This is a genomic window from Puniceicoccaceae bacterium (genome assembly GCA_040224245.1).
In the GTDB taxonomy this organism is placed as follows: domain Bacteria; phylum Verrucomicrobiota; class Verrucomicrobiia; order Opitutales; family JAFGAQ01; genus JAKSBQ01.
In genome coordinates, this window is record JBEGIR010000032.1 from 75,014 (window position 1) to 94,936 (window position 19,923).

17 protein-coding genes are annotated in these 19,923 nt (G+C 54.1%); 10 read left to right on the forward strand and 7 right to left on the reverse strand.

The genetic code is table 11. The features are described from left to right. Positions 1–10: 10 nt before the first annotated feature. From ABQ298_05815 to ABQ298_05825, 3 genes are all read left to right on the forward strand, one after another. Positions 11–1,417 carry a hypothetical protein gene (locus ABQ298_05815; protein ID MEQ9823881.1) on the forward strand — a complete coding sequence of 469 codons (1,407 nt, stop codon included), beginning with the start codon at positions 11–13 and terminating at the stop codon, positions 1,415–1,417. A gap of 22 nt (positions 1,418–1,439) precedes the next feature. Continuing rightward, positions 1,440–2,207: a histidinol-phosphatase gene (hisN, locus tag ABQ298_05820; protein MEQ9823882.1), complete on the forward strand. Its 768-nt coding sequence runs from the start codon at positions 1,440–1,442 to the stop codon at positions 2,205–2,207. A gap of 98 nt (positions 2,208–2,305) precedes the next feature. Then, entirely contained in the window at positions 2,306–3,388 is a 1,083-nt protein-coding gene (locus ABQ298_05825; GenBank protein MEQ9823883.1) for a M42 family metallopeptidase, read from the forward strand. 55 nt (positions 3,389–3,443) lie between these two features. Here the strand turns inward: ABQ298_05825 and ABQ298_05830 are convergent, their stop codons facing one another. Beyond that, positions 3,444–4,088, reverse strand: coding sequence for a tetratricopeptide repeat protein (locus ABQ298_05830; protein ID MEQ9823884.1), 645 nt, complete (start codon positions 4,086–4,088; stop codon positions 3,444–3,446). Between the two features lie 189 nt (positions 4,089–4,277). On the opposite strand from ABQ298_05830, the gene ABQ298_05835 reads away from it, so the two are divergent. Then, positions 4,278–5,255, forward strand: a complete 978-nt coding sequence (locus tag ABQ298_05835) for an alpha/beta fold hydrolase (protein ID MEQ9823885.1) — start codon at positions 4,278–4,280, stop codon at positions 5,253–5,255. Positions 5,256–6,662: 1,407 nt separating this feature from the next. Here the strand turns inward: ABQ298_05835 and ABQ298_05840 are convergent. Continuing rightward, a complete protein-coding gene (locus tag ABQ298_05840) occupies positions 6,663–9,464 on the reverse strand; it encodes an insulinase family protein (protein MEQ9823886.1) in 2,802 nt (933 codons plus the stop codon). A gap of 332 nt (positions 9,465–9,796) precedes the next feature. Continuing rightward, positions 9,797–9,937: a hypothetical protein gene (locus tag ABQ298_05845; protein ID MEQ9823887.1), complete on the reverse strand. Its 141-nt coding sequence runs from the start codon at positions 9,935–9,937 to the stop codon at positions 9,797–9,799. Positions 9,938–10,579: 642 nt separating this feature from the next. Here ABQ298_05845 and ABQ298_05850 point away from each other — a divergent pair. Together ABQ298_05850 and ABQ298_05855 are read left to right on the forward strand one after the other, a co-directional pair. Continuing rightward, positions 10,580–10,870 (forward strand): type II toxin-antitoxin system Phd/YefM family antitoxin, encoded by a 291-nt coding sequence (locus ABQ298_05850; protein ID MEQ9823888.1) that lies wholly within the window; start codon positions 10,580–10,582, stop codon positions 10,868–10,870. Beyond that, positions 10,867–11,280 (forward strand): PIN domain-containing protein, encoded by a 414-nt coding sequence (locus ABQ298_05855; protein ID MEQ9823889.1) that lies wholly within the window; start codon positions 10,867–10,869, stop codon positions 11,278–11,280. The genes ABQ298_05850 and ABQ298_05855 overlap by 4 nt, the downstream gene beginning before the upstream one ends. Positions 11,281–11,573: 293 nt before the next feature. Here the strand turns inward: ABQ298_05855 and ABQ298_05860 are convergent, their stop codons facing one another. Next, on the reverse strand, positions 11,574–12,419 hold the full coding sequence (locus tag ABQ298_05860) for a hypothetical protein (GenBank protein ID MEQ9823890.1): 846 nt from the start codon (positions 12,417–12,419) through the stop codon (positions 11,574–11,576). Between the two features lie 363 nt (positions 12,420–12,782). Further along, entirely contained in the window at positions 12,783–13,706 is a 924-nt protein-coding gene (locus tag ABQ298_05865) for a LysR family transcriptional regulator (GenBank protein MEQ9823891.1), read from the reverse strand. A 95-nt stretch (positions 13,707–13,801) separates the two neighbouring features. On the opposite strand from ABQ298_05865, the gene metE reads away from it, so the two are divergent. Next, positions 13,802–16,126, forward strand: coding sequence for a 5-methyltetrahydropteroyltriglutamate--homocysteine S-methyltransferase (gene metE / locus ABQ298_05870; protein ID MEQ9823892.1), 2,325 nt, complete (start codon positions 13,802–13,804; stop codon positions 16,124–16,126). A 4-nt stretch (positions 16,127–16,130) separates the two neighbouring features. Further along, positions 16,131–17,093 (forward strand): methylenetetrahydrofolate reductase [NAD(P)H], encoded by a 963-nt coding sequence (metF, locus tag ABQ298_05875; GenBank protein MEQ9823893.1) that lies wholly within the window; start codon positions 16,131–16,133, stop codon positions 17,091–17,093. Here the strand turns inward: metF and ABQ298_05880 are convergent. Further along, positions 17,048–18,187: a Fic family protein gene (locus ABQ298_05880; protein MEQ9823894.1), complete on the reverse strand. Its 1,140-nt coding sequence runs from the start codon at positions 18,185–18,187 to the stop codon at positions 17,048–17,050. The genes metF and ABQ298_05880 overlap by 46 nt on opposite strands. A gap of 192 nt (positions 18,188–18,379) precedes the next feature. Here ABQ298_05880 and ABQ298_05885 point away from each other — a divergent pair, with 192 nt between their 5' ends. Both ABQ298_05885 and ABQ298_05890 read left to right on the forward strand, forming a co-directional pair. Further along, positions 18,380–18,676, forward strand: coding sequence for a hypothetical protein (locus ABQ298_05885; protein MEQ9823895.1), 297 nt, complete (start codon positions 18,380–18,382; stop codon positions 18,674–18,676). Beyond that, on the forward strand, positions 18,673–19,281 hold the full coding sequence (locus tag ABQ298_05890; protein MEQ9823896.1) for a nucleotidyl transferase AbiEii/AbiGii toxin family protein: 609 nt from the start codon (positions 18,673–18,675) through the stop codon (positions 19,279–19,281). The genes ABQ298_05885 and ABQ298_05890 overlap by 4 nt, the downstream gene beginning before the upstream one ends. A gap of 55 nt (positions 19,282–19,336) precedes the next feature. On the opposite strand, the gene ABQ298_05895 is transcribed toward ABQ298_05890, so the two are convergent. Then, on the reverse strand, positions 19,337–19,912 hold the full coding sequence (locus ABQ298_05895) for a hypothetical protein (protein ID MEQ9823897.1): 576 nt from the start codon (positions 19,910–19,912) through the stop codon (positions 19,337–19,339). Positions 19,913–19,923: the final 11 nt, after the last annotated feature.

Below are 19,923 nucleotides of genomic sequence, written 5' to 3' on the forward strand. Positions count from 1 at the left end.
ACAGTCTGCCATGCTTTCATTCCAGCAGTTAAAGGAGACCTTCGAGGCCACGCCGCTCTTTGAGTCAAAAACCTGGAAGCTATCGCCAGAGGCCTATCCGCTCAGCGCAGCCCAGCTCGAAACCATTGAGGCCATTGGTGACGCCTGTTATGCCTTTCACCTGGCACTCGAAACGCTCTACCTGCGCTCCGCCCAGGACCGCAATCTGTTGCGCAACAAAGAACTCAAAGCTCCGTGGGTTGCCGATTACCTCGACCGTGGCAAGCCCGCCGAGCTGATCGAGCACGCGCGGGATGACCGCCTCAAGGGTCGCACTCCACTGATCCTGCGTCCAGATCTGTTGATCACCGAAGACGGGTTTGCCCTGTCCGAGATGGATTCCGTGCCCGGTGGCATTGGTCTGACCGCATTCCTCAATCAGCTGTATGGAGTCGACGCAGCCGGGAATGGAGAACGACAGGAGATCGTCGGCTCCATGAAGTCGATGCTGCTCGCATTCTACGACACGCTTGCGGGTTCCGTCTCCGAGCGCAGTTTTCCATTCATTGCGATTCTGGTGAGCGACGAAGCCGCCACCTACCGACCCGAGATGCAGTGGATCGCGGAACAACTGCAGCTGCTGGGCAAGCGCGTCTTTGTCTTCCATCCCAACGACGTGATGCCGCTCGGGCATGAACTCTGCGTCGCCATCGACGGCAATCCGCAGAAAATTGACATCGTCTACCGCTTCTGGGAGCTCTTTGACCTCGAAAATATCGCCTCACTCGACCACATGCTGGAGGCCTGGAAGGAGGGTCAACTCAATGTCACCCCGCCGATGCGTCCTTTTCAGGAGGAGAAACTGGCACTCGGGTTATTCCACCACCCCCTGCTGCAGGCGTTCTGGAAGGAGCAGTTGAGCGGAGCACAGTTCAAGCTACTGCACAAGATCATCCCCAAAACGTGGATCATGGACCCCTCACCCGTGCCGCCCTGTGCGGTGCTCGATGCCCCACATGTGGGTGGTCAACCCATCCACGATTGGCGCCAGCTCGGCGAAGCCTCCAAACGGGAGCGGGAACTCATCCTCAAAATCAGTGGATTTGATGAAACGGCCTGGGGAGCACGCAGTGTCGTGCTCGGCTCGGATGTGCCACGCGAAACCTGGGAAGCCGCCATCAGCAATGCCATCGCGGGTCCACAGCAAAGCCTCTACGTGCTGCAGCGCTACCGCAAACCCATGCGGGTGCAACATCCGGTTTACCAGGACGATGGAAGCTTGCAGGAGATGAGTGGACGTGTTAGGCTCTGCCCCTATTATTTTATCGTCGATGGTCGTGCAGAGCTGCACGGAATCCTCGCCACCCTGTGTCCCGCTGACAAAAAGATCATTCACGGCATGAAAGATGCCGCCATGATCCCCTGCCGCAAGGCATGATGAGGTGTGTCCCTTTTTCCACATGAGTACTATTGCTGAATATCTGGAATTTGCCAACCTGCTCGCGGTCAAGAGCGGTGGTTTGATCTGCAGCTACTTCGGTTCGCAAAACCTTGCCACCGAGCTGAAGGAAGATCAAACACCCGTCACCCAGGCGGACCGGGAGGCGGAGCAGTTGATCCGCAAGATGATCCACACCCGCTTCCCGGAGCATGGAATCGTCGGGGAGGAGTTTGGCAGCGAAAACGAGGAGGCCGACTACGTCTGGATGATCGACCCGATTGATGGAACCAAAACATTCATGACCAGTGTTCCGCTCTTCGGCACCGTGCTTTGCCTGAAATACAAGGGCGAACCCATTCTCGGCATGATTCATCAACCCGTGCTCAATCAGATCCTGATCGGCGACGGCGAAACCACCTGGCTCAATGGCAAGCAGGTAACCGTGCGGAAGACTGCAAAGATCGAGGACGCCATCCTGTTGACCTCCGACCCCATCAATCCGGCACGCTACAAGGGTGAGGTCAAGTGGAACAAGCTCGCCGCCAACGTGAAGCTCTACCGTACCTGGGGAGACTGTTACGGCTACCTGCTGCTCGCGAGTGGTTGGGCAGACATCATGGTCGATCCCATTGTTTCACCATGGGATTTTCACGCCATGATTCCGATCATTCGCGGTGCCAATGGCGTGATCACCGACTGGGAGGGCGAGGACGCACTCAAGGGCAACTCCGTCATCGCCTCGAACAAGGTACTGCACCGCAAGGTGGTGGATTTCCTCAACGACTGATTTGACCTTTTCCGGATTCTCCCGTCCATGCGTCGCCACACAGGATCGCGTGCCAGCCAGTGCGGACTGATCTCCTATTTTACAAACGGAACACCCATATGACATCCGAACACAAAACCTTCCTTCAACAATTGCTCACCACTCCCAGTCCGGTCGGTGGTGAAATGCCCGGTCAGCGCGTCTGGGCGAACTACCTGCGTCCGCTCGCAGATTCCGTCGAAAATGACGCCTACGGCAACACCTGGGCCACACTCAATGGGGCAGCGCCCGACGCGATCAAGGTCATGATTGAAGCCCATGCCGATGAAATCGGGTTCATGATCAATTACATCGCAGAGGATGGCTTTGTATCGGTGATTGCCAATGGGGGTTCTGACGTGGCCATCGCGCGCGGCAAGCGCGTCGTGTTTTTTGGCTCAAAGGGACCCGTGTGCGGCGTGATCGGCAATACCGCGATCCACCTGAGGCGTGACAGTAGCGGTGATGAAAAGACTCCGAAGTGGCACGAGTTGTTTGTCGATGTCGGTGTCAACACCCGTATTGAGGTGCACGAAAAGGGACTGCAGGTGGGCTGCTGCGCGGTCTATGATATCGAGCCGCTCGAACTTTCCGAAAACCGCCTCGTCTCCCGCGCCGTCGACAATCGCATCTCGGGTTTCATTCTCGCGCGCATTTTTGAAGAGTTGCAACAACCGGGGCAACGCCCTGAGGCAACGGTGTATGCGGTCAACGCGGTACAGGAAGAAGTGGGCGGCAATGGTGCCATGATGATTGCAGATCGGCTTTTCCCCGATGTTGCCATCGTGTTTGATGTCACGCACGCCACGGACACACCTGGTATTGACAAAAAGAAACACGGCGAGATCAAACTTGGTGCTGGACCCACACTCACCTACGGCACAGCCAACCACCCCATGGTCGTCGAGCGCCTCGTCAAAGCCGCCACAAATGCGGGCATTCCGATCCAGCACGAAGCCACCAGTCGCTTCACCGGAACCGATACAGACAGAATCTTCAACACACGCACTGGCATTCCGTCCGCGCTGATTTCGATCCCTTTGCGCTACATGCATTCACCCGTGGAGACGGTGGATCTCAACGACGTGGAAAACACCGTAAAACTGCTCGTTGCCTTCCTTAAGGATCTCAAGGCAGACGAGCGTTTCACTGTTTCCCTGTAACGCTCACGCTCGATGCGATAGGGATCGGTCGCCACCGAACTCCCACCCGGCAGGCTCACTCCGTCTCGTCGGCGTGAGCAACCATGGCCACACCAAGTTCGTAGGCAGATTCCCAGGCCTGCTGCATTTGCTCCGGGGTCATCTGCACGACCAGTGCCTCGTGTCGCTCCATGGCTTTGCCGTGGTCACTTGCAGCGGCAAGAATGTACCACATGTCGGCGATCAGCAGATTTGCATCCACGCCTTGTCCGGTTTCGTAAAGCACACCCAGATTGTACTGTGCATCGACATAGCCCTGCTCGGCCGCTTTTTCATACCAGACCGCCGCAATTGCAGGATCCGCCTCCACTCCGCGACCAAAGCGATAGAGGATGCCCAGATTGAACTGTGCGGTCGCATCCCCTGCATCTGCGGCAAGGCGGTAATAGTTTGCTGCCTTGCGGTAGTCTTGTTCCACCCCAATGCCCAGGTCATACAGAAAACCAAGATTGAGGTGCGCTTCCACATTTCCGAGTTCAGCGGCTTCGCGAAAATGCTTTGCCGCCGCTTCATAATCATAGGGAACTCCTTCACCATGAAAGTATTGCAGTCCTTTTTCCAGGGCGTAGCCCCCTTGATCCTCCATGCGCATGGCAGAGGCACTGGAAAACAATGCAGTTGCAGTAAGAAGGGAAACGAATGCTTGAAATGACTCTTTCATAGGACAAACGCTTTGAAAGCGGAAACTGGGCCAGAGCGGGATATGCGGACGGATTCACTCTTTTTTAACATGAACCCCGCCTGGAGATCACGGAAATTTTTCTCGTTTTTACATCTTTTTCACGCCATCGCTTTTCTACAATAGATTCTGGTTTTGCCAAGACCCGCCGAATGCGGCAGTTCTGACGGGATGCCAGTCCTGTCATCCAGCTCCTACCGTGCGCCCTGGTTGCTTCGCAATGGGCACACTTCCACCATCTTCACCGCCCTCTTTCGTCAAGCGGCTCCAGCGCACTATCAGCGCTTCACACTTGCGACTCCGGATGACGATTTTCTGGATGTGGATGTACTGCATCCAACTGTTCAGTCCAATCGCGCGGTACTGCTGCTGCACGGACTCGAGGGTTCCAGTCAAGGCCATTATCTTCGCGGCATGGCGAATGCCGTAGTCGCAGCCGGATGGGCGGCTGTTGCGCTGAATTTTCGGGGTTGCGGCGGTCGGCCCAATCGATTTGCCCGCTCCTACCACAGCGGCGTGACCGAGGACGTTCAGGTGGCCGTGGAGTGGGTGCAGCATAAATTTCCCCAATCTAAAATTGCACTGATCGGATTCAGCCTCGGAGGCAACGTGCTGTTGAAATACCTCGGCGAGGGCAGTCGCCATGCTTCCGTTGTAGGCGGTGTCGCTGTGTCGGTGCCAGTGGATCTGGCAGGCAGCGCAACTGTATTGGCCAGTCCCATCAACCGCATTTACATGCGCCGCTTCATGCGCGACATGACTCGCAAACTGGAACTGAAAAATCAGACCATTGGCACCGATTTTGATATCCCTTCCTTCCGCCGCATGCGCACCTTTGCCGAGTTTGATGGCGCCTACACTGCTCCGGTCCATGGATTCGCATCTGCCGAAGACTACTGGCAGCGCAACAGTAGTCTGCCGTTGCTACAGCACATCGACGTGCCCACCCTGCTGGTCAATGCGCTGGATGACCCATTCCTGTCCGCCAGTTGCTTGCCGGAGCACATCGCCAGTGCCAGTGATGCCTTCTTCCTCGAAACCCCAAGACACGGAGGTCACGTTGGCTTTCTGAGCGACCTCCATCCACGTCAGCACTGCTGGCACGAAGCCCGCGCCGTGCAGTTCCTGCACGAACATGTTTTCCCCTGAGCCGGAACCCCCACCTCCCCGTCATCTCCTTCCCCTCAGTAGGGCCTCCGCTTGAGGTGTCGACAGGCTCACCACCCTGAGTTAGCCGAAGGGCCGGAGGCCGCCCTCTTCCCTCCCTCGTAGGGCCTCCGCTTGTCGGAGGCCGCCAGCGTCCGAACACCCAAACGGCCTGCGATAAACGCAGGCCCTACGAAAGACACCTGCCTCGCCACCACCTTCCCATCCGTAGGGCCTCTGCTTGTGGTGTCGACAGGCTCACCACCCTGAGTTGGCCGAAGGGCCGGAGGCCGCCCTCTTCCCTCTCTCGTAGGGCCTCCGCTTGTCGGAGGCCGCCCCAACGTTCGAACACCCAAAGGCCTGCGATAAACGCAGGCCCACGAAAGACAAGGGACCCACCGCCGGAGGCCGTCTCTCTCAATCTCCAGACAACCAACGCGGTTCCGGATACATCCCTTCAATTCGTTTGGATAAAAACGGAAACACCTTCGGATCGGGAATGAGGTGTCCCTTCCAAACCTCGCGAACTGAGAGTAATTTTTTCACATAAGGGTTCATGAACATGTAGAACCCCGTTGATTGGAATTCCGTTTCATCCCGGATCCGTCGATCATGGAAATTCTCCTGCCACAAAGGAAAAGTTATCCCCATCTCTCGTTTCAGAAGCGTTTTGTATTTTCCGACTAATTGCCTGAGTAAAAGGGAGTCACCCAGTGTGAACAACTGATGGATATGGTCTGGCATTACCGTCTGCATCTTCAAATTCCAGTTGAGGGACTTTGTGATTGCATCGGCAGCTTGGATACAAGCATCAAATGCTTCCGGCGTGTTCAGGAGGCTTCGACGCTGGGACGTGCAGAACGTAATGAAATAACACTGCCCAGATCGAGAAATTCGTGCAATGCGAAGCCGTTCTGTCTTTCGTTGAGGAAGAGGTCTGGAGGACATGAGAACTTGATGTTGAAAGCATCATCTACCTGCGTCAATCCTCTGCTCATACCATCCCAGACCCAAGAACCCCACGCGCGGCTTGCCTCCCCGTAGGGCCTCCGCTTGTGGTGTCGACAAGCTCACCACCCTGAGTTGGCCGAAGGGCCGGAGTCCGCCCACTTCCCTCTCTCGTAGGGCCTCCGCTTGCCGGAGGCCGCCCCAACGTCCGAACACCCAAGCGGCCTGCGATAAACGCAGGCCCTACGAAAGACACTCGACCCACAGCCGGAAAGACCCTGTGAATCCGCCTTCCCATCCGTAGAGGCTCCACTCTTGGTGTCGACAAGCTCACCACCCTGAGTTGGCCGAAGGGCCGGAGTCCGCCCTCTTCCCTCTCTCGTAGGGCCTCCGCTTGCCGGAGGCCGCCCCAACGTCCGAACACCCAAACGGCCTGCGATAAACGCAGGCCCTACGGATCAATCAAATCTCATTGGGCAGGATCTGGGCAATCACGGCACGATCCGCCTGGAGGTAACGCGAGGCCAGCGCCTGCAGGTGCTCGAGTTCCGTGGACTCCAGTACCTCAAGCCGTCCGAGCATGCGCTCGTTGAACCAGGGGGTGCCCTGACTGCGCGTGAGCACCCATCCGTTCCAGTGTCCGGGATCCTTCAGGGATTCCTTTTCCTGATGGATGAGCGGACGAAGCGCGCGCTTGAGCTGATCCTTGGAAATACCGTCGTTGGCGAGATTCGTGAGCACCTCCATCGCTTTGACCTCAAAGGCATCCACCCGCTCCGGGTCGCACTCCATCTGGATGGTGAGCTGACCGTCTGCAGTGGAATCCCAACCACAGGATGCCTGGCAACTGACCCCATAGGTTCCGCCCATGGCTTCGCGGATTTCCTGGTTCAATGCATCCTGCACCAGAGCTGCCAGCACTTCCACCTGTGTTGCCTCCTGCCACGATACTCCGCTGCAGACTGGCAGCGTCAGCACCAGGGCCGCCTTCGGGTCGGGTCCGTCGTAGCGGAAGACCTCGCGAGTTGGCTTAATCAACTGCGGGGAATCCTCTGCTTCCATAACCGGAACAACCGTGCTGCGCACTGGCAAGGCCCCAAAGGTGCGCGCCAGCTCGGGCAACAATTTCTCGGTTTCGAAATCACCCGCGACTCCAATCTCGAGGTAGCCCTCGCGCAGCTGGGGCAGCAGCCAGGCAGTCGTGGTCGGCACTTCAGCTGACAGCATCTCCGCCTTGCTCAGCTGGCGGGAACGCCAGTCGTTCGCAAAAAGAAAAGGCTGCACATGCATTTGGTACACTTCCATCGGATTGCTGGGTTCGTCCTTCCACTGTGCCTGAATGGCCTGTTGATAAATCGCGTGGGCGGAGGCTCGGAAGCCAGGATCAATGAGGTGAGCAGCCAGCAGCTCGAGTAGCATCGGGAAATCGTTGCGCAAGCCGCCTGCATGCAGTTCAAGCGCCAGGTTGCCAACGTTTATTCCTCCGATGCCAAACTGTTTCGCCAACGTGAGCTGCTGGATCTCTTCCAGCGAGTGTTGGCCCAGTCCACCAAACCGCAAGTGGGAGGGAGCCGCAAGTGCGAGGCGACGGTCCTGATCCGTAATGCTGGCAAGGCCCTCGCCCACGCGCAGGCTGATGTTGATGAGATTCTGATGCGTCGGCAGTTCCTTGAGGTTCACCCGCACCCCATTGGCAAAAGCAATCCGGGTGATGTTCAGTTCGGGATCCAACTCCTGCGATACAATCTCCCCGGGTTCTCCAAAATCCGCATAGGCCCACTCCAGCTTTTCCTTCTTCTGCTTGCCTTCACTCCGGGTCGCGAGGCCGCGCTGATACGCCGCAACTACTTCGTCCTTGTCCAGCTCCACTTGTGCCAGTTTTCCCTCAAGCAGAATCGCAGCTCGCTCGGGTTCGAGGGCGACCCTAAGCGCCTCCCCAATCTGCTTGCCATCCCACTCCGCAAACCATTGCTTGAGCAGTTCCTGTTCCTGCGCCGGATGCATGAACACCATGCCACGCGTGGAAAATGCACCCACCATCGCCTGTGCCAGTTGTGCGTTTTGCCGCGTCGCCGCCTGCTGCACGATGCCGTCCATGTTGGCGAGCAGCATCGCCTTCAACTGATTGGCCTGCTCTTCGTCAAACCCGTTTGTGGTTAAATCACCAACGCTCTTGGCCAACTGATCGAGAGCCTCCATCGTCAGATTGGGTTGGGTCACCAGGATCAGGCGCATCAGGCGAAACAACCCTGCTTCCTCCTGCATGTCATTGATCGCCTGCAAAAACGGAGCATTGCCACCAGCCACTTGCAGATTGAAATGGATCGCGAGGAAAACTGTGGACATGAAGTTGAGCGTGTTCTCGCGCATCTTCTCTGCGGTCATCGGTTCATTTCCCACTGGCAGCAGACTTGCCAGCTGCACGAGCATGTGCTCGGAACCGGGAGTATCGGAAAAGTGCACCGCATTGGCAGAGGGAGGTCGGATGGTGTCCGTCGGATTCGGCAGAGGTTCGCTATTCGCCGGAATTTCCGCAAAATGCGCCTTCACCCGCGCCTCAAAATCCTCCGCGCTCAAGGCCCCCACTCCGAGCACCACCATTCGGTCGGCGGTGTACCATTTCTGATAGAACTCTTCAAAATCCTGTTTTTGAAACGACTTCACCGTCGCTTCAGTGCCAAGGGGTGAGCGGTTCGCGAAGCGCCCCTCGCCAAGCAGGAAACCCAAATTCGAAAAATAGGCGCGATAGTGCGGAGAGTTGCGTGTGCGCATCTCCTCAAGGATCACGCCGCGCTCCTTTTCGATCTCCGCCTCATCGAAGACTTGTCCATGTGCCTGATCCTGCAGAAAGCGGAAGGCATCATCCAGCAGGGCGGTCTCCAGATGCGGCAGATCCACTTGATACACGGTCTGAAGGAAGCCCGTCATCGCGTTCAATTGCTGACCAAAGGCGAGTCCATGGCGCTGAAACGTCTCAATCGCCTGCCCTTCTGCGGGAAAGTGTTGCGTACCATTGAACGCCATGTGTTCGAGAAAGTGCGCCATGCCCAACTCGTCATCTTCCTCCATGAACGACCCCGCCTCCACCAGCAGGCGCAGACTGAGCTGATCCTCCGGATGCGCATTCGGAAGGTAGGCCCAGCGCACGCCGTTTTCGAGTTGACCATAGACGACAGCCGGATCCCCCTCAATGCCGTCCAGTTTTGGCGGCCAAGGGGCGGCGTGAAGCGGTGTCAACAGCGCGACCAGCAGGAGGAGGAACACAGATCGGATCGGGCAGACCCGTTTCGGGAGTTTGGGTAATTGCATAGCTTTTCAGATTGGGTTCACGAAAAAGGAATGAGGGTGCGATGGCATCGCACTCCAGTCATTGAACCGTTGAGTCCAAATTGCATTCGCCGGATTCCTGAATGCGCGGAACGGGCACAAGCATGGCATATGCATTGCAGTATCGGAGGTGGACATTGGAGAACAAAAGACTGGAGGGTGAGCATCAATGCATCCATCAAAAACTCGAACCAACTGTATCATACCCCAAACCCATCGCCACCCGTTGCCTTACTTGGATTTAGGTATTAGCAAATCCACCTGGATCCCTAACGCGCCAGCGACTGGCTGATGTATTCGTATCCCTGCTGAAATCCCGCTTTTGCAGCATCACGTTCCGAGATCAGAAGGATCCCAAAACACACAACCACTGCGGCTGTGAGCACATGCTTTATTTTAGGTTTCTTCATAAAAGATCGTGAGAGTTTCGGGTTCCCAGTCAACCATTGCGGTTTTGCATCGATTCCAATAAGCATAGTATGCCTCAATCCACCGTCGAGCGGTTGAAGCAGCATCTTCCGAAGGTGGAGGGAAGGGACAAAACATCCGAGGCATATCTCGATCCGAAGGGCGCATTGGAGAACTGGGTTGGAGGATAGGCTTTCGAATGTTTCTTCAAAAACCTCCTGAAAATCTACCAAAATCGACCTCCATCGCCACCCGTTCCCTTACTTGGATTCAAGTAGGAGAGGATGGGTGCTTCGGAGCACCCAGCGTCCGAACACCCAAACGGCCTGCGATAAACGCAGGCCCTACGAAAGACACATCCCCATAGGATTATCCCGAAAGACTCTACCGCATCTCCGAGGCGTGGAAAGACAGGAGAGTCATCAGAACTCGATGACGTTGCCAGCAGTTCAGGAAGCCATGATGAAAGGGAAACCGCTGATCGCTGGATTTGACCAAAGGCATATTGTCGAACCCATCGGGGGACCAGGCGCGTAACTCCTGAATCCGATCCTCCAGACCCCGGGATTGCCAATCATGTAGAGTGTTGGCTATTTCCAAAATGGAGGCGTAGGGTAGATTTCCCCCTTGAACAAATAGCTAAAATGGCTATTTTGACAGCCATGACAGTCATCACTGCAACAAACGCGAAAAACAATTTTGGCGAACTGCTCGAGGCCACGCAGAAGGCACCGGTTGAGATCTCGAAGAAAGGACGCACGGTCGCGGTGGTGCTCTCAGCAGAAGCTTTTCGACAGATGCAGGCAAAGGCAGAGGGTATCTCGGAGCGACCGTCGATCGATGGTATTCTTGGCTGGATAGAGCGGCATCCGGCAGAAGCGCAAGCACTGGACGAAACGGACTACCACCAGCACCTCGAAGAAAAATTTGCGTGAAGATTTTCTGGGATGCGAATGTGCTGGTTGATCTGGTCGATCAAGCGAGACCTGGACATGCAGATGCGGTCAAGTTGCTGAAGCAAACTCAGAAGATCGCTGCCACGAATCTTTGCGCCTGGCATTCACTCTCGATTCTGAGCTATCTCTGCACAAAGAAGTTCGGAAAAGCAGCAGCGGATGAGATGATCCAGGAACTGCTGAAAGTCTTCTCAATTCCTGCAACAGGGAGCAAAGAAGCGCAGCGCGCGTTTGCTTACAATGCTTTCGACTATGAGGATGCCCTCCAGATTTCGTCTGCTGTGGCAGGTTTTTCCGATTATGTGGTCACACGCGATGCCAAAGGTTTCAGGCAAAGTCCGATTGCAGTCGTGTCGCCAAAGAAAATTGTTTCAAAGCTTAGTAAGTAATGAAACTTGAAGTTTGTTGATCGGGTTTTGGTCGAAAGAAATGAGCGCAAAAAATACGTCCATTCACAACGAAATCGTGCTCGAAGAGCATCTGGTGCAGAACCTGTGCTTTGGCTTGGAGTTTCTAGAAAGAGTTCCTGAGGACTTAGACCGCCGGCTGGCACTCGACACGGAAGCGCTGAGTGACTTTATCCAGCAGACCCAAGCAACCGAAAGGGAAAACTGGGTCAAAGGGAAAACGTTTGAGCATTTGCCACATGCACCTCGATTTTCAGCCCCATCGATAAGCGCTTTCAATCCGTGCGTTCTTGCACTCCCAGGTATTCCAGATCACCGAACTCAACTCTGGATTTCAGCAATCCCCTTCTGAGAGATTTTGAGTCCGAACCGATGACTCTGCTCGCTGCGAGTGCCATGGATCGGAGTTCTTCATCAAAATTCCTCCGGTTCGCGCGAATGCTGAATCGGGTCGTCCAAAGCATTTTTTTTTCCTTCGCTTTCCATATTTTCTGGAAATCGTATGCCTGAAGGATCACAAAATAGCGGGGAGCTTCGATTTCCCTCACGACGTCCAGATTGGAGTCCCTGAATCGGTAGTCATACTGCGTGAGATTCCATGCCCGCATCACTGCGTCTTGATAACCCAACAGTTGGGCGTGGTTCCAAATCACCTGTCGACGGTCATCGTCAACCATTTGCTGCAACACTAGCCCCACTTCCATTCGCCCCGGATCAAACGCAGCCGCCGAAAGCTCTGCAGATGAATCCTGCAATTCTCCACTTTCGTCTTCAACACTGCCATCACCGGTCGCCAACGACATTCCATCGAATGCGTTCACAACGTTCTCGACACCCATGTTTGAGGTTGCATGCCGAAACGGGGTCGTTTTTCCCCAGTGCACCACGATGAGCAGATCGGTTGCCTCTACACTGGGAGTTGGAGCGTAATCCGCCTCCCACAGCGCTTCAGCGAGCACATTGCCAATCTCGAGAAACGACAGTCGGGTCAACGATTCATCGCGACCAGAGTTGTCCAAGCACACTCCTTTTGCAAACGCATAGGTTTCCCGCTCATATCGCCCCGACGGTAAAAGCCTGCGCTCGTATGTGGGGCTGGTTTCGGAATATGCGCTGGTCAAGGGGTCCGATCCATGTGCATGGTCGAACAAGCCTATCGTGCACAAGCACAGGAGGAAGGTCGGGAAATCAATCAATTCCGTTTTTATGAGGATCAACGATGGAGTCTTGAACGGTAAGAGGATACTCCCATTCCGGACAAAAATAAAGCATTCCCGAAACTTCGGAACACTATTTCCGCTTTGAACTTTCGGGTGATCCGAACACCCCCAAGCCAATTCGCTGTCCATGGCTTAAAGGAAAAGGGTCCCATGCGAATGATTATTTGAGATCCTGAATCCAGGATTCGAAAAAACACCGCTCGGCAGATGCCGAACTCAAAACGCTCCAATCCATCGGAGTTGCAAAACCCCGACCTGTTGGACTCAAGATCCCGCTTCGTTTTTCCACAAGGTCCGTGCGAGCTTCAGAAATGCGCTGATATAGTCCACCTCGGCATCGGCTGCCCGAATCCCCAAAAAGATCTGCTTGGCCACACCGCTGTGACCCAATCGGATGGGAACGATGTCGAACTTTGGGATGCTTTCTTCCACAAACCAGCGCGGCAGTGCTCCGACGCCACGACCACTGGCGATCATCTGAAGCATGATGTCGGTGGTTTCGATAATTTTGTGGCGCTTGGGAACGACTCCGGCGGGAGTGAGAAACTGGTTGAAAATATCGAGGCGGTCGATGCTGACGGGATAGGTGATGAGCACCTCCTGGGTGAGATCCTCGGGCTGGATGCAGGGACGTGTTTGAAGAGGATGATTTCGTGCCACAACCAACACTTGTTCGTAGTCAAAAACAGGCTCAAAACTGAGTTCTTCTTTAAAGACGGGATCGGGAGTGACCAACAAGTCGATTTCGTGCCCGACCAACGCTCCGATTCCACCAAATTGAAATTCCTGTTTTACATCCAAATCAACTGAGGGCCATTGCGCCAGGTAGGGCTTGGCCATCTTCAGCAGCCATTGGTAACAGGGGTGGCATTCCATCCCGATGCGCAGCGTTCCCCTTTCGCCCCGCGCAAACTGCAGCAGATTTGACTCGGCCAGCGTAAACTGTTGGTGCAAGCGGTTTGCCACGGTGAGCAAGTATTCACCCGCTTGAGTTGGGACCAGGCGGCGACCCTCCCGGTACCAGATTCTGACTCCAAGCTGATCCTCCAATTTGCGAATGCTATGACTCAAAGCGGATTGGGTGAGGTGCAGCTTTTCAGCAGCGGCGGTCAGAGAGCCATACTTCTCAACCGAGCGAATGATTTCGAGATGAATGCGTTCGAGAATTTGCATCGTAACTTTTCCCATGAGCCAGAATCATGGATATGTGAATTTATACCATTTTACTTCATGGATACAAGTGGATAGAATGCGTAATCCGTAAAAATCCAGAAAACATCAAAATGGTGAAGATCCACAACTTGGGCTACCCACGCATGGGAGCAAAACGAGAACTGAAATTTGCGCTGGAGCGTTATTGGAAGGGCGAATCCACGCTGGCAGACTTGAAGCAGACAGGAGCTGAGCTGCGTCACCGCCACTGGCGAGACCAGTCCATGCTCGATTTTGTTCCGGTTGGGGATTTTTCGTTTTACGATCATGTCCTGGACATGAGCTTTACCTTGGGGAATTTGCCCGAGCGGGTGAGCGGATTTTCGGGTGATGCATTGGACAACTCCTTCAGAGTCGCGCGGGGTCGTTCTGCCAATACTGCCATCGCAGAGTCTGAATCATGCGGATGCGGTGCGGTGGCAGCAGGTGAAATGACAAAATGGCTGGATACCAATTATCACTACATTGTTCCTGAGTTTACGGCCAAAACGCGTTTTGAACTCGATCCTTCGCGTTTGCTGGAGCAAATCCAGGAGGCCCAAGAACAGGGTCACACGCCAAAACCCGTGTTGCTGGGACCTGTTTCCTATCTTGCCCTTGGAAAATCGAAAGATGGTTCCCATAAACTGCAGCTGCTCCCGGAATTGCTCCATACTTACAAGGAATTGCTGGAAGCGTTATCCCGGCAGAACATCGAATGGGTGCAGATCGATGAACCGATTTTGGTAACGGATTTGGATGCAGCATGGGTGGATGCCCTGCAAACCGCGTATCAAGAATTCTCCGCTTGTCGCATCAAACTTCTGCTGACCTGTTATTTTGGCCAACTCCGGGAAAACCTGACTGTGGTTGCGCAATTACCGGTATCAGGGGTGCATCTGGATGCCGTAAATGCATGGGATGAAGTGGAAACCTTGATCGATTCCCTGCCCCAAGACAGGATTGTCTCGCTCGGCATCATCAACGGACGCAATGTCTGGAAGTCGGATCTGGTCGCCATACTCGATGGCTTGGAACCGTTGGCAAAACGGCTCAAAGATCGCCTCTGGCTGGCTCCATCGTGCTCCTTGCTCCACGTACCGGTAGACTTGGAATCCGAAGAAAAGCTGGACCCGGAAATCCGTTCCTGGTTGGCATTTGCGAAGCAAAAACTCGTCGAACTGGAAATCCTCAGAAAAGCCTTGAATGAAGGCCGTGAGAGCGTTCGTGAGGCGCTGCGGGAAAATGCAGCTGCAATGGATTCCCGCAGAAACTCCAGTCGGGTTCACCAGGCGGGAGTTCAAGAAGCACTCAAAACCATCTCTCCGGAACTCGGACAGCGAAAGAGCCACTATGCCATACGCGCCGAGTTACAATCTGCACGCCTCCAGCTTCCGCGTTTTCCAACGACGACGATTGGGTCGTTTCCGCAAACCCAAAGCATTCGCAATGTTCGCAGTCAGTATAAAAAAGGAAAGCTGGATGAAGCACTTTACACCGAAGCCATGCGCCATGAGATTGCCCAGTGTGTGAAGGCGCAGGAGTCTTTGGGACTGGATGTTCTGGTGCATGGAGAACCTGAGCGCAACGACATGGTTGAGTATTTCGGGGAACAACTCAACGGCTATGCATTCACCGAATTTGGCTGGGTGCAAAGTTACGGTTCCCGCTGTGTGAAGCCTCCTATCCTATTTGGAGACATCTCCCGGCCCAAAGCCATGACCGTGGATTGGATGACCTACGCACAGTCACTCACCTCAAAACCGATGAAAGGCATGCTGACGGGACCCGTCACCCTGCTGAACTGGTCCTTTGTCAGAGACGACCAACCCAGATCAACCACCTGCAAACAGCTTGCACTTGCGATTCGCGAAGAGGTCTTGGATCTTGAAAGAGTCGGCATTGCGATTGTGCAAATTGACGAAGCTGCCCTGCGTGAAGGATTGCCGCTGCGGCGATCCCAATGGCAGGAATACCTCGACTGGGCCGTGGAGTCCTTTCGCATTACTGCAAACGGGGTGGCGGACGAGACTCAAATCCACACGCACATGTGTTATTCCGAGTTCAATGACATCATCGCATCCATTGCTGCGATGGACGCAGATGTCATCACCATCGAAACCTCCCGTTCTGACATGGAATTGCTGGATGTATTTGACGACTTCCAATACCCAAACGCAATTGGGCCGGGGGTATACGATATTCACACGCCCAATATTCCAACTGTTGAATCCATTGTGAACCTGATGGAAAAAGCTGCCAGCCGTATTCCTTCCGAGCGACTTTGGGTAAACCCGGATTGTGGTCTGAAAACCCGGCAGTGGAAAGAAGTCATTCCATCGTTGACTCACATGGTGGATGCGGCCCGGAAGCTACGCGAATCTGCCTTGGTAAATGCTTTTGAATCCCAGTTCTAAAATCATGAATGCAACAATACCAGTGATGCACATGCGCGATATCCTTTCGACAAATGGCACGCTATTTTCATTTGAGTTTTTCCCACCCAAATCGGAACGGGCGGCCGCATCGCTCTATCAGACCATCTCCGAGCTGCAACCCTACGAACCTGCATTCGTCAGTGTGACCTATGGAGCAGGAGGAACGACTCGTGAAGCGACGCTCGGACTCGTTCTTCGGCTGGCACAGGAGACAAACCTGAACACCATTCCGCACCTTACCTGCGTCGGTCATACCCAAAAGGACATCGAAGTGCTTCTCGAGAAATATGCCGAAGCAGGGGTGAACAATCTACTGGCACTGCGCGGTGATTTCCCCAAAGGGACTCACATTTCCGCTGCGGGAGAGTTCCCTTATGCCGCCGATCTGGTGGCGTTTATCCGCCGATTTTCAGAACGACATGGGCATGATTTCGGGATTGGTGTTGCTGGGTTTCCCGAAGGACACCCTGAAACTCCCAATCGCTTACGCGAAATGGACCATCTCAAGGCCAAGGTCGATGCGGGAGCGGACTATATCTGCACGCAGCTGTTCTTTGAAAATGCAGACTTTTATGATTTTCAGGGTCGCTGCGAACTCGCGGGTATCGATGTTCCAATTCTGGCTGGCATCATGCCTGTGACGAGTCTGAACGGGTTAAAGCGCATGGCAGAACTGGCCGGAGGAAGCCGTATCCCGGCAAGGTTGCTGCGAGCACTCTCACGTACAAATGGCGATGAATCCCGTATTCGTCACGTTGGCATTCATCATGCAACTACCCAGTGTGCCGACCTGATCCATCAAGGTGCGAAGGGAATCCATTTCTACACCCTCAACCAATCGACTGCGACATTGGAGGTTTTTCGCGGACTCGGACTCAAACGGGAAACCGACATCGAGCTTCAAAGTGGATCTTCCAGGATTTCCAACAATCGCGAAGACACATAGACGCGGTCACGCTGACGATCATCCACGGGAATCAGGATATCCTCACTCTGAAGGACTTGGATCGCTTTGGAAGCTGTGTTGTATGCAACTTCCAGAGCGGACTGTACCTTGCGAGCCGTGAGGTAAGGATTGGTCGCGATCAGATCCAGAATGCGTGGCAAAATCACAGGTCGTTTCCCGTGCAGCTGGTTCCTCCACTCATCCAGCTGTGCATTGATCAACTGACTGCGCTTCATCGCATCTCCGGCTTGATGTTCCACCGCATTGAGGAAAAACAAGAACCATTGCTTCCAGTCCCCATTTTCACTCACCTCCCGCAAACACTGGTAATACTGAGTCCGATTCGCTTCAAAGGAAGCACTCAGGTATAAAAAAGGTCCGTCCATGATGCCGCGCTCAATGAGCAGCAGGGTGATCAACAAACGCCCTATACGGCCATTTCCGTCCAGAAACGGGTGAATGGTCTCAAACTGGTAGTGAATCAGGGCAGCATGCAGCAAAACTGGCAAATCGCCTTCATGCACATAGCGCTCCCATTCGTTCAAACAGTCCTGCAAGTGTTGGGGTGGCGGAGGCACAAAGGAAGCGTTTTTTATGCTACACCCAAGAGGTCCGATCCAGTTTTGAATCGTTCGAAATTTGCCAGGATGCGCATGATCCCCCCGCACGCCTTGCATCAGGATTTCATGTAACTCCAGAATCAGGCGTTTCGAGATCGGCAGTGCATGCACCCGTTCGAGACCATACTCAAGCGCCTGCACATAGTTGTTCACTTCCCGTATGTCATCCGGGCTGCGTTCCACTTTCGCCCCTGCTTCCACCGCAAGAATTTCTCCCAATGTTGCCTGAGTGCCTTCAATTTTGGATGAATACACTGCCTCCCGCCGAGCATAGGGCCTGATCAAGACATGCGGGTTTGGCAATCGTTTCGCCTCACCCGTCAATTTACCGATCTCAATATCTGCCCGGGAAAGGGCAGAGACCAAGGCGACATCCCATTCGATCTTGGGAGGCAGCGGATCCGGGTGAAAGGCAAAACCTCCCTCTTCAATCGCCTTCCATTCACCCGTTGCTGTACGTCCTGCCTGTTTCATTTTGTGAAATAATCCGCAATCTTATTTCATTTATGTCAACTTTTTGAAATAACAACCCCACTTATTTCAAAATGGGAGAGCCGTACGACCCATATACAGTTGAAATGCACATCCATTAACTCAAGCCCGGAGATTCCCTGGGTAAAGGAATTCCCCTTGAACTGCCACCGGATTCGAATAACATTCCTCCACATGGAATCCGGACAGGAATTTATCGCGAAACTCCCGTCCCATTTGCTTTGGGATGTCGATCCAGCGTCCCTCGATGCTGACCAACATGCGGCATTCCTGATTCGTCGAATCATGGACCGTGGAGATTCGGAAGAAGTCCGCCAAGCTTGGTCTTACTATGGCGCCCAACGGGTACGCGATGCGCTGGTTCAGGCTCCGGCATTGAACCGCAAGACCCTCAGCTTTTTTGCCAATCAGTTCCAAATCCCCAGTAATACCTTTCGCGCCTGGCAACAACCCCTTCACTGGGATTCATGAACCTGCATACCGAAGCCGTCCCTGAACCATTGTGGAATCTCTTGCAGGAACTGATGAAAGATCCTCACTTGAGCGACTTCACTCTCGTTGGAGGCACAGCCTTGGCCTTGCATTACGGACATCGACAATCCGTCGACATCGATTTATTCTGTGATCATTCGTTTGATCCATCGAAACTGGGTCTATCGCTAACAGAACACTTTCAACTGGTTCACACTTCCATCGAATCCAATTCGGTTTCGGGTGTGATCAACGGCATCAAGATCGACTTCATGGCGCACCGTTATGCAATGATTGCACCCATCCTGGAACAGGACAGTATTCGCCTGTGTTCGGTCGAGGACATCGCCGCCATGAAACTCAACGCCATTGCCAATCGTGGCAGCAAAAAGGACTTCTGGGATCTCTTTGAACTCATGCAGCATTTTGAACGCTCGCAATTGCTCGGATTCTTTCAAGAGAAGTACCCCAAGGCAAACCTCTGGACCGTCGAAAAATCACTATCGTGGTTTGAAGATGCTGACCTTGATCCCGATCCTCGCTGTTTGAAAGGTTACACCTGGGCGAAAATTCGTTCAGCGATTTCCGAGTGGAATCGCCTATGATCGAGTCAAGGCCGAGGTGTGCTCCCAGATACTGAAATTAAAATCCGCTTCTCGCTCAACGCATCGATTTGCGATACATTTCCAATTGCTCATGGTACTCCTGCGGATGGAATTCCCGCTTGACCGACAGGATGAGTCTCACGGTTTCGAGGTGTTTCGCGTTACGCATGTTTCGGGCGCGCATTTCGGCTCGGGTGGCAGGTGACATTCCAATGAAAGGGAGCGTAAACCGATTGAGAAAGTCCACATCCCACGAAGGAAGATCTGCAAGATACGCTTCGGTCAATCCTTTTGGCGTAAGGAACCGTATCGGGTCCTCATGCAGATCACGATCCACTCGTTGCTGAAAGGTCAGGCGAGGCTGAATCACCATCGGTTTCAATTCGTAAATTTCCCCACCGACCGGAAATTCAAGGTCGGTGTTGAATTCCCTGAACACAGGCTGCCAATCGAGCACCGCATCCAGCTGCGGTTTCATGAGCATATCGATTTCGGATGTAATCGAATCCCGCACATCCCCATCTGGATCACCCAGAGGCAAATGCTCATTGGCATCGGCCCAAAGCAACCATGAAAGCGTGGTAAACCCCCAAAGCATGAGGGCACATTTGGAGAGGCGCGGAGGTATCATGATTCTTTTCG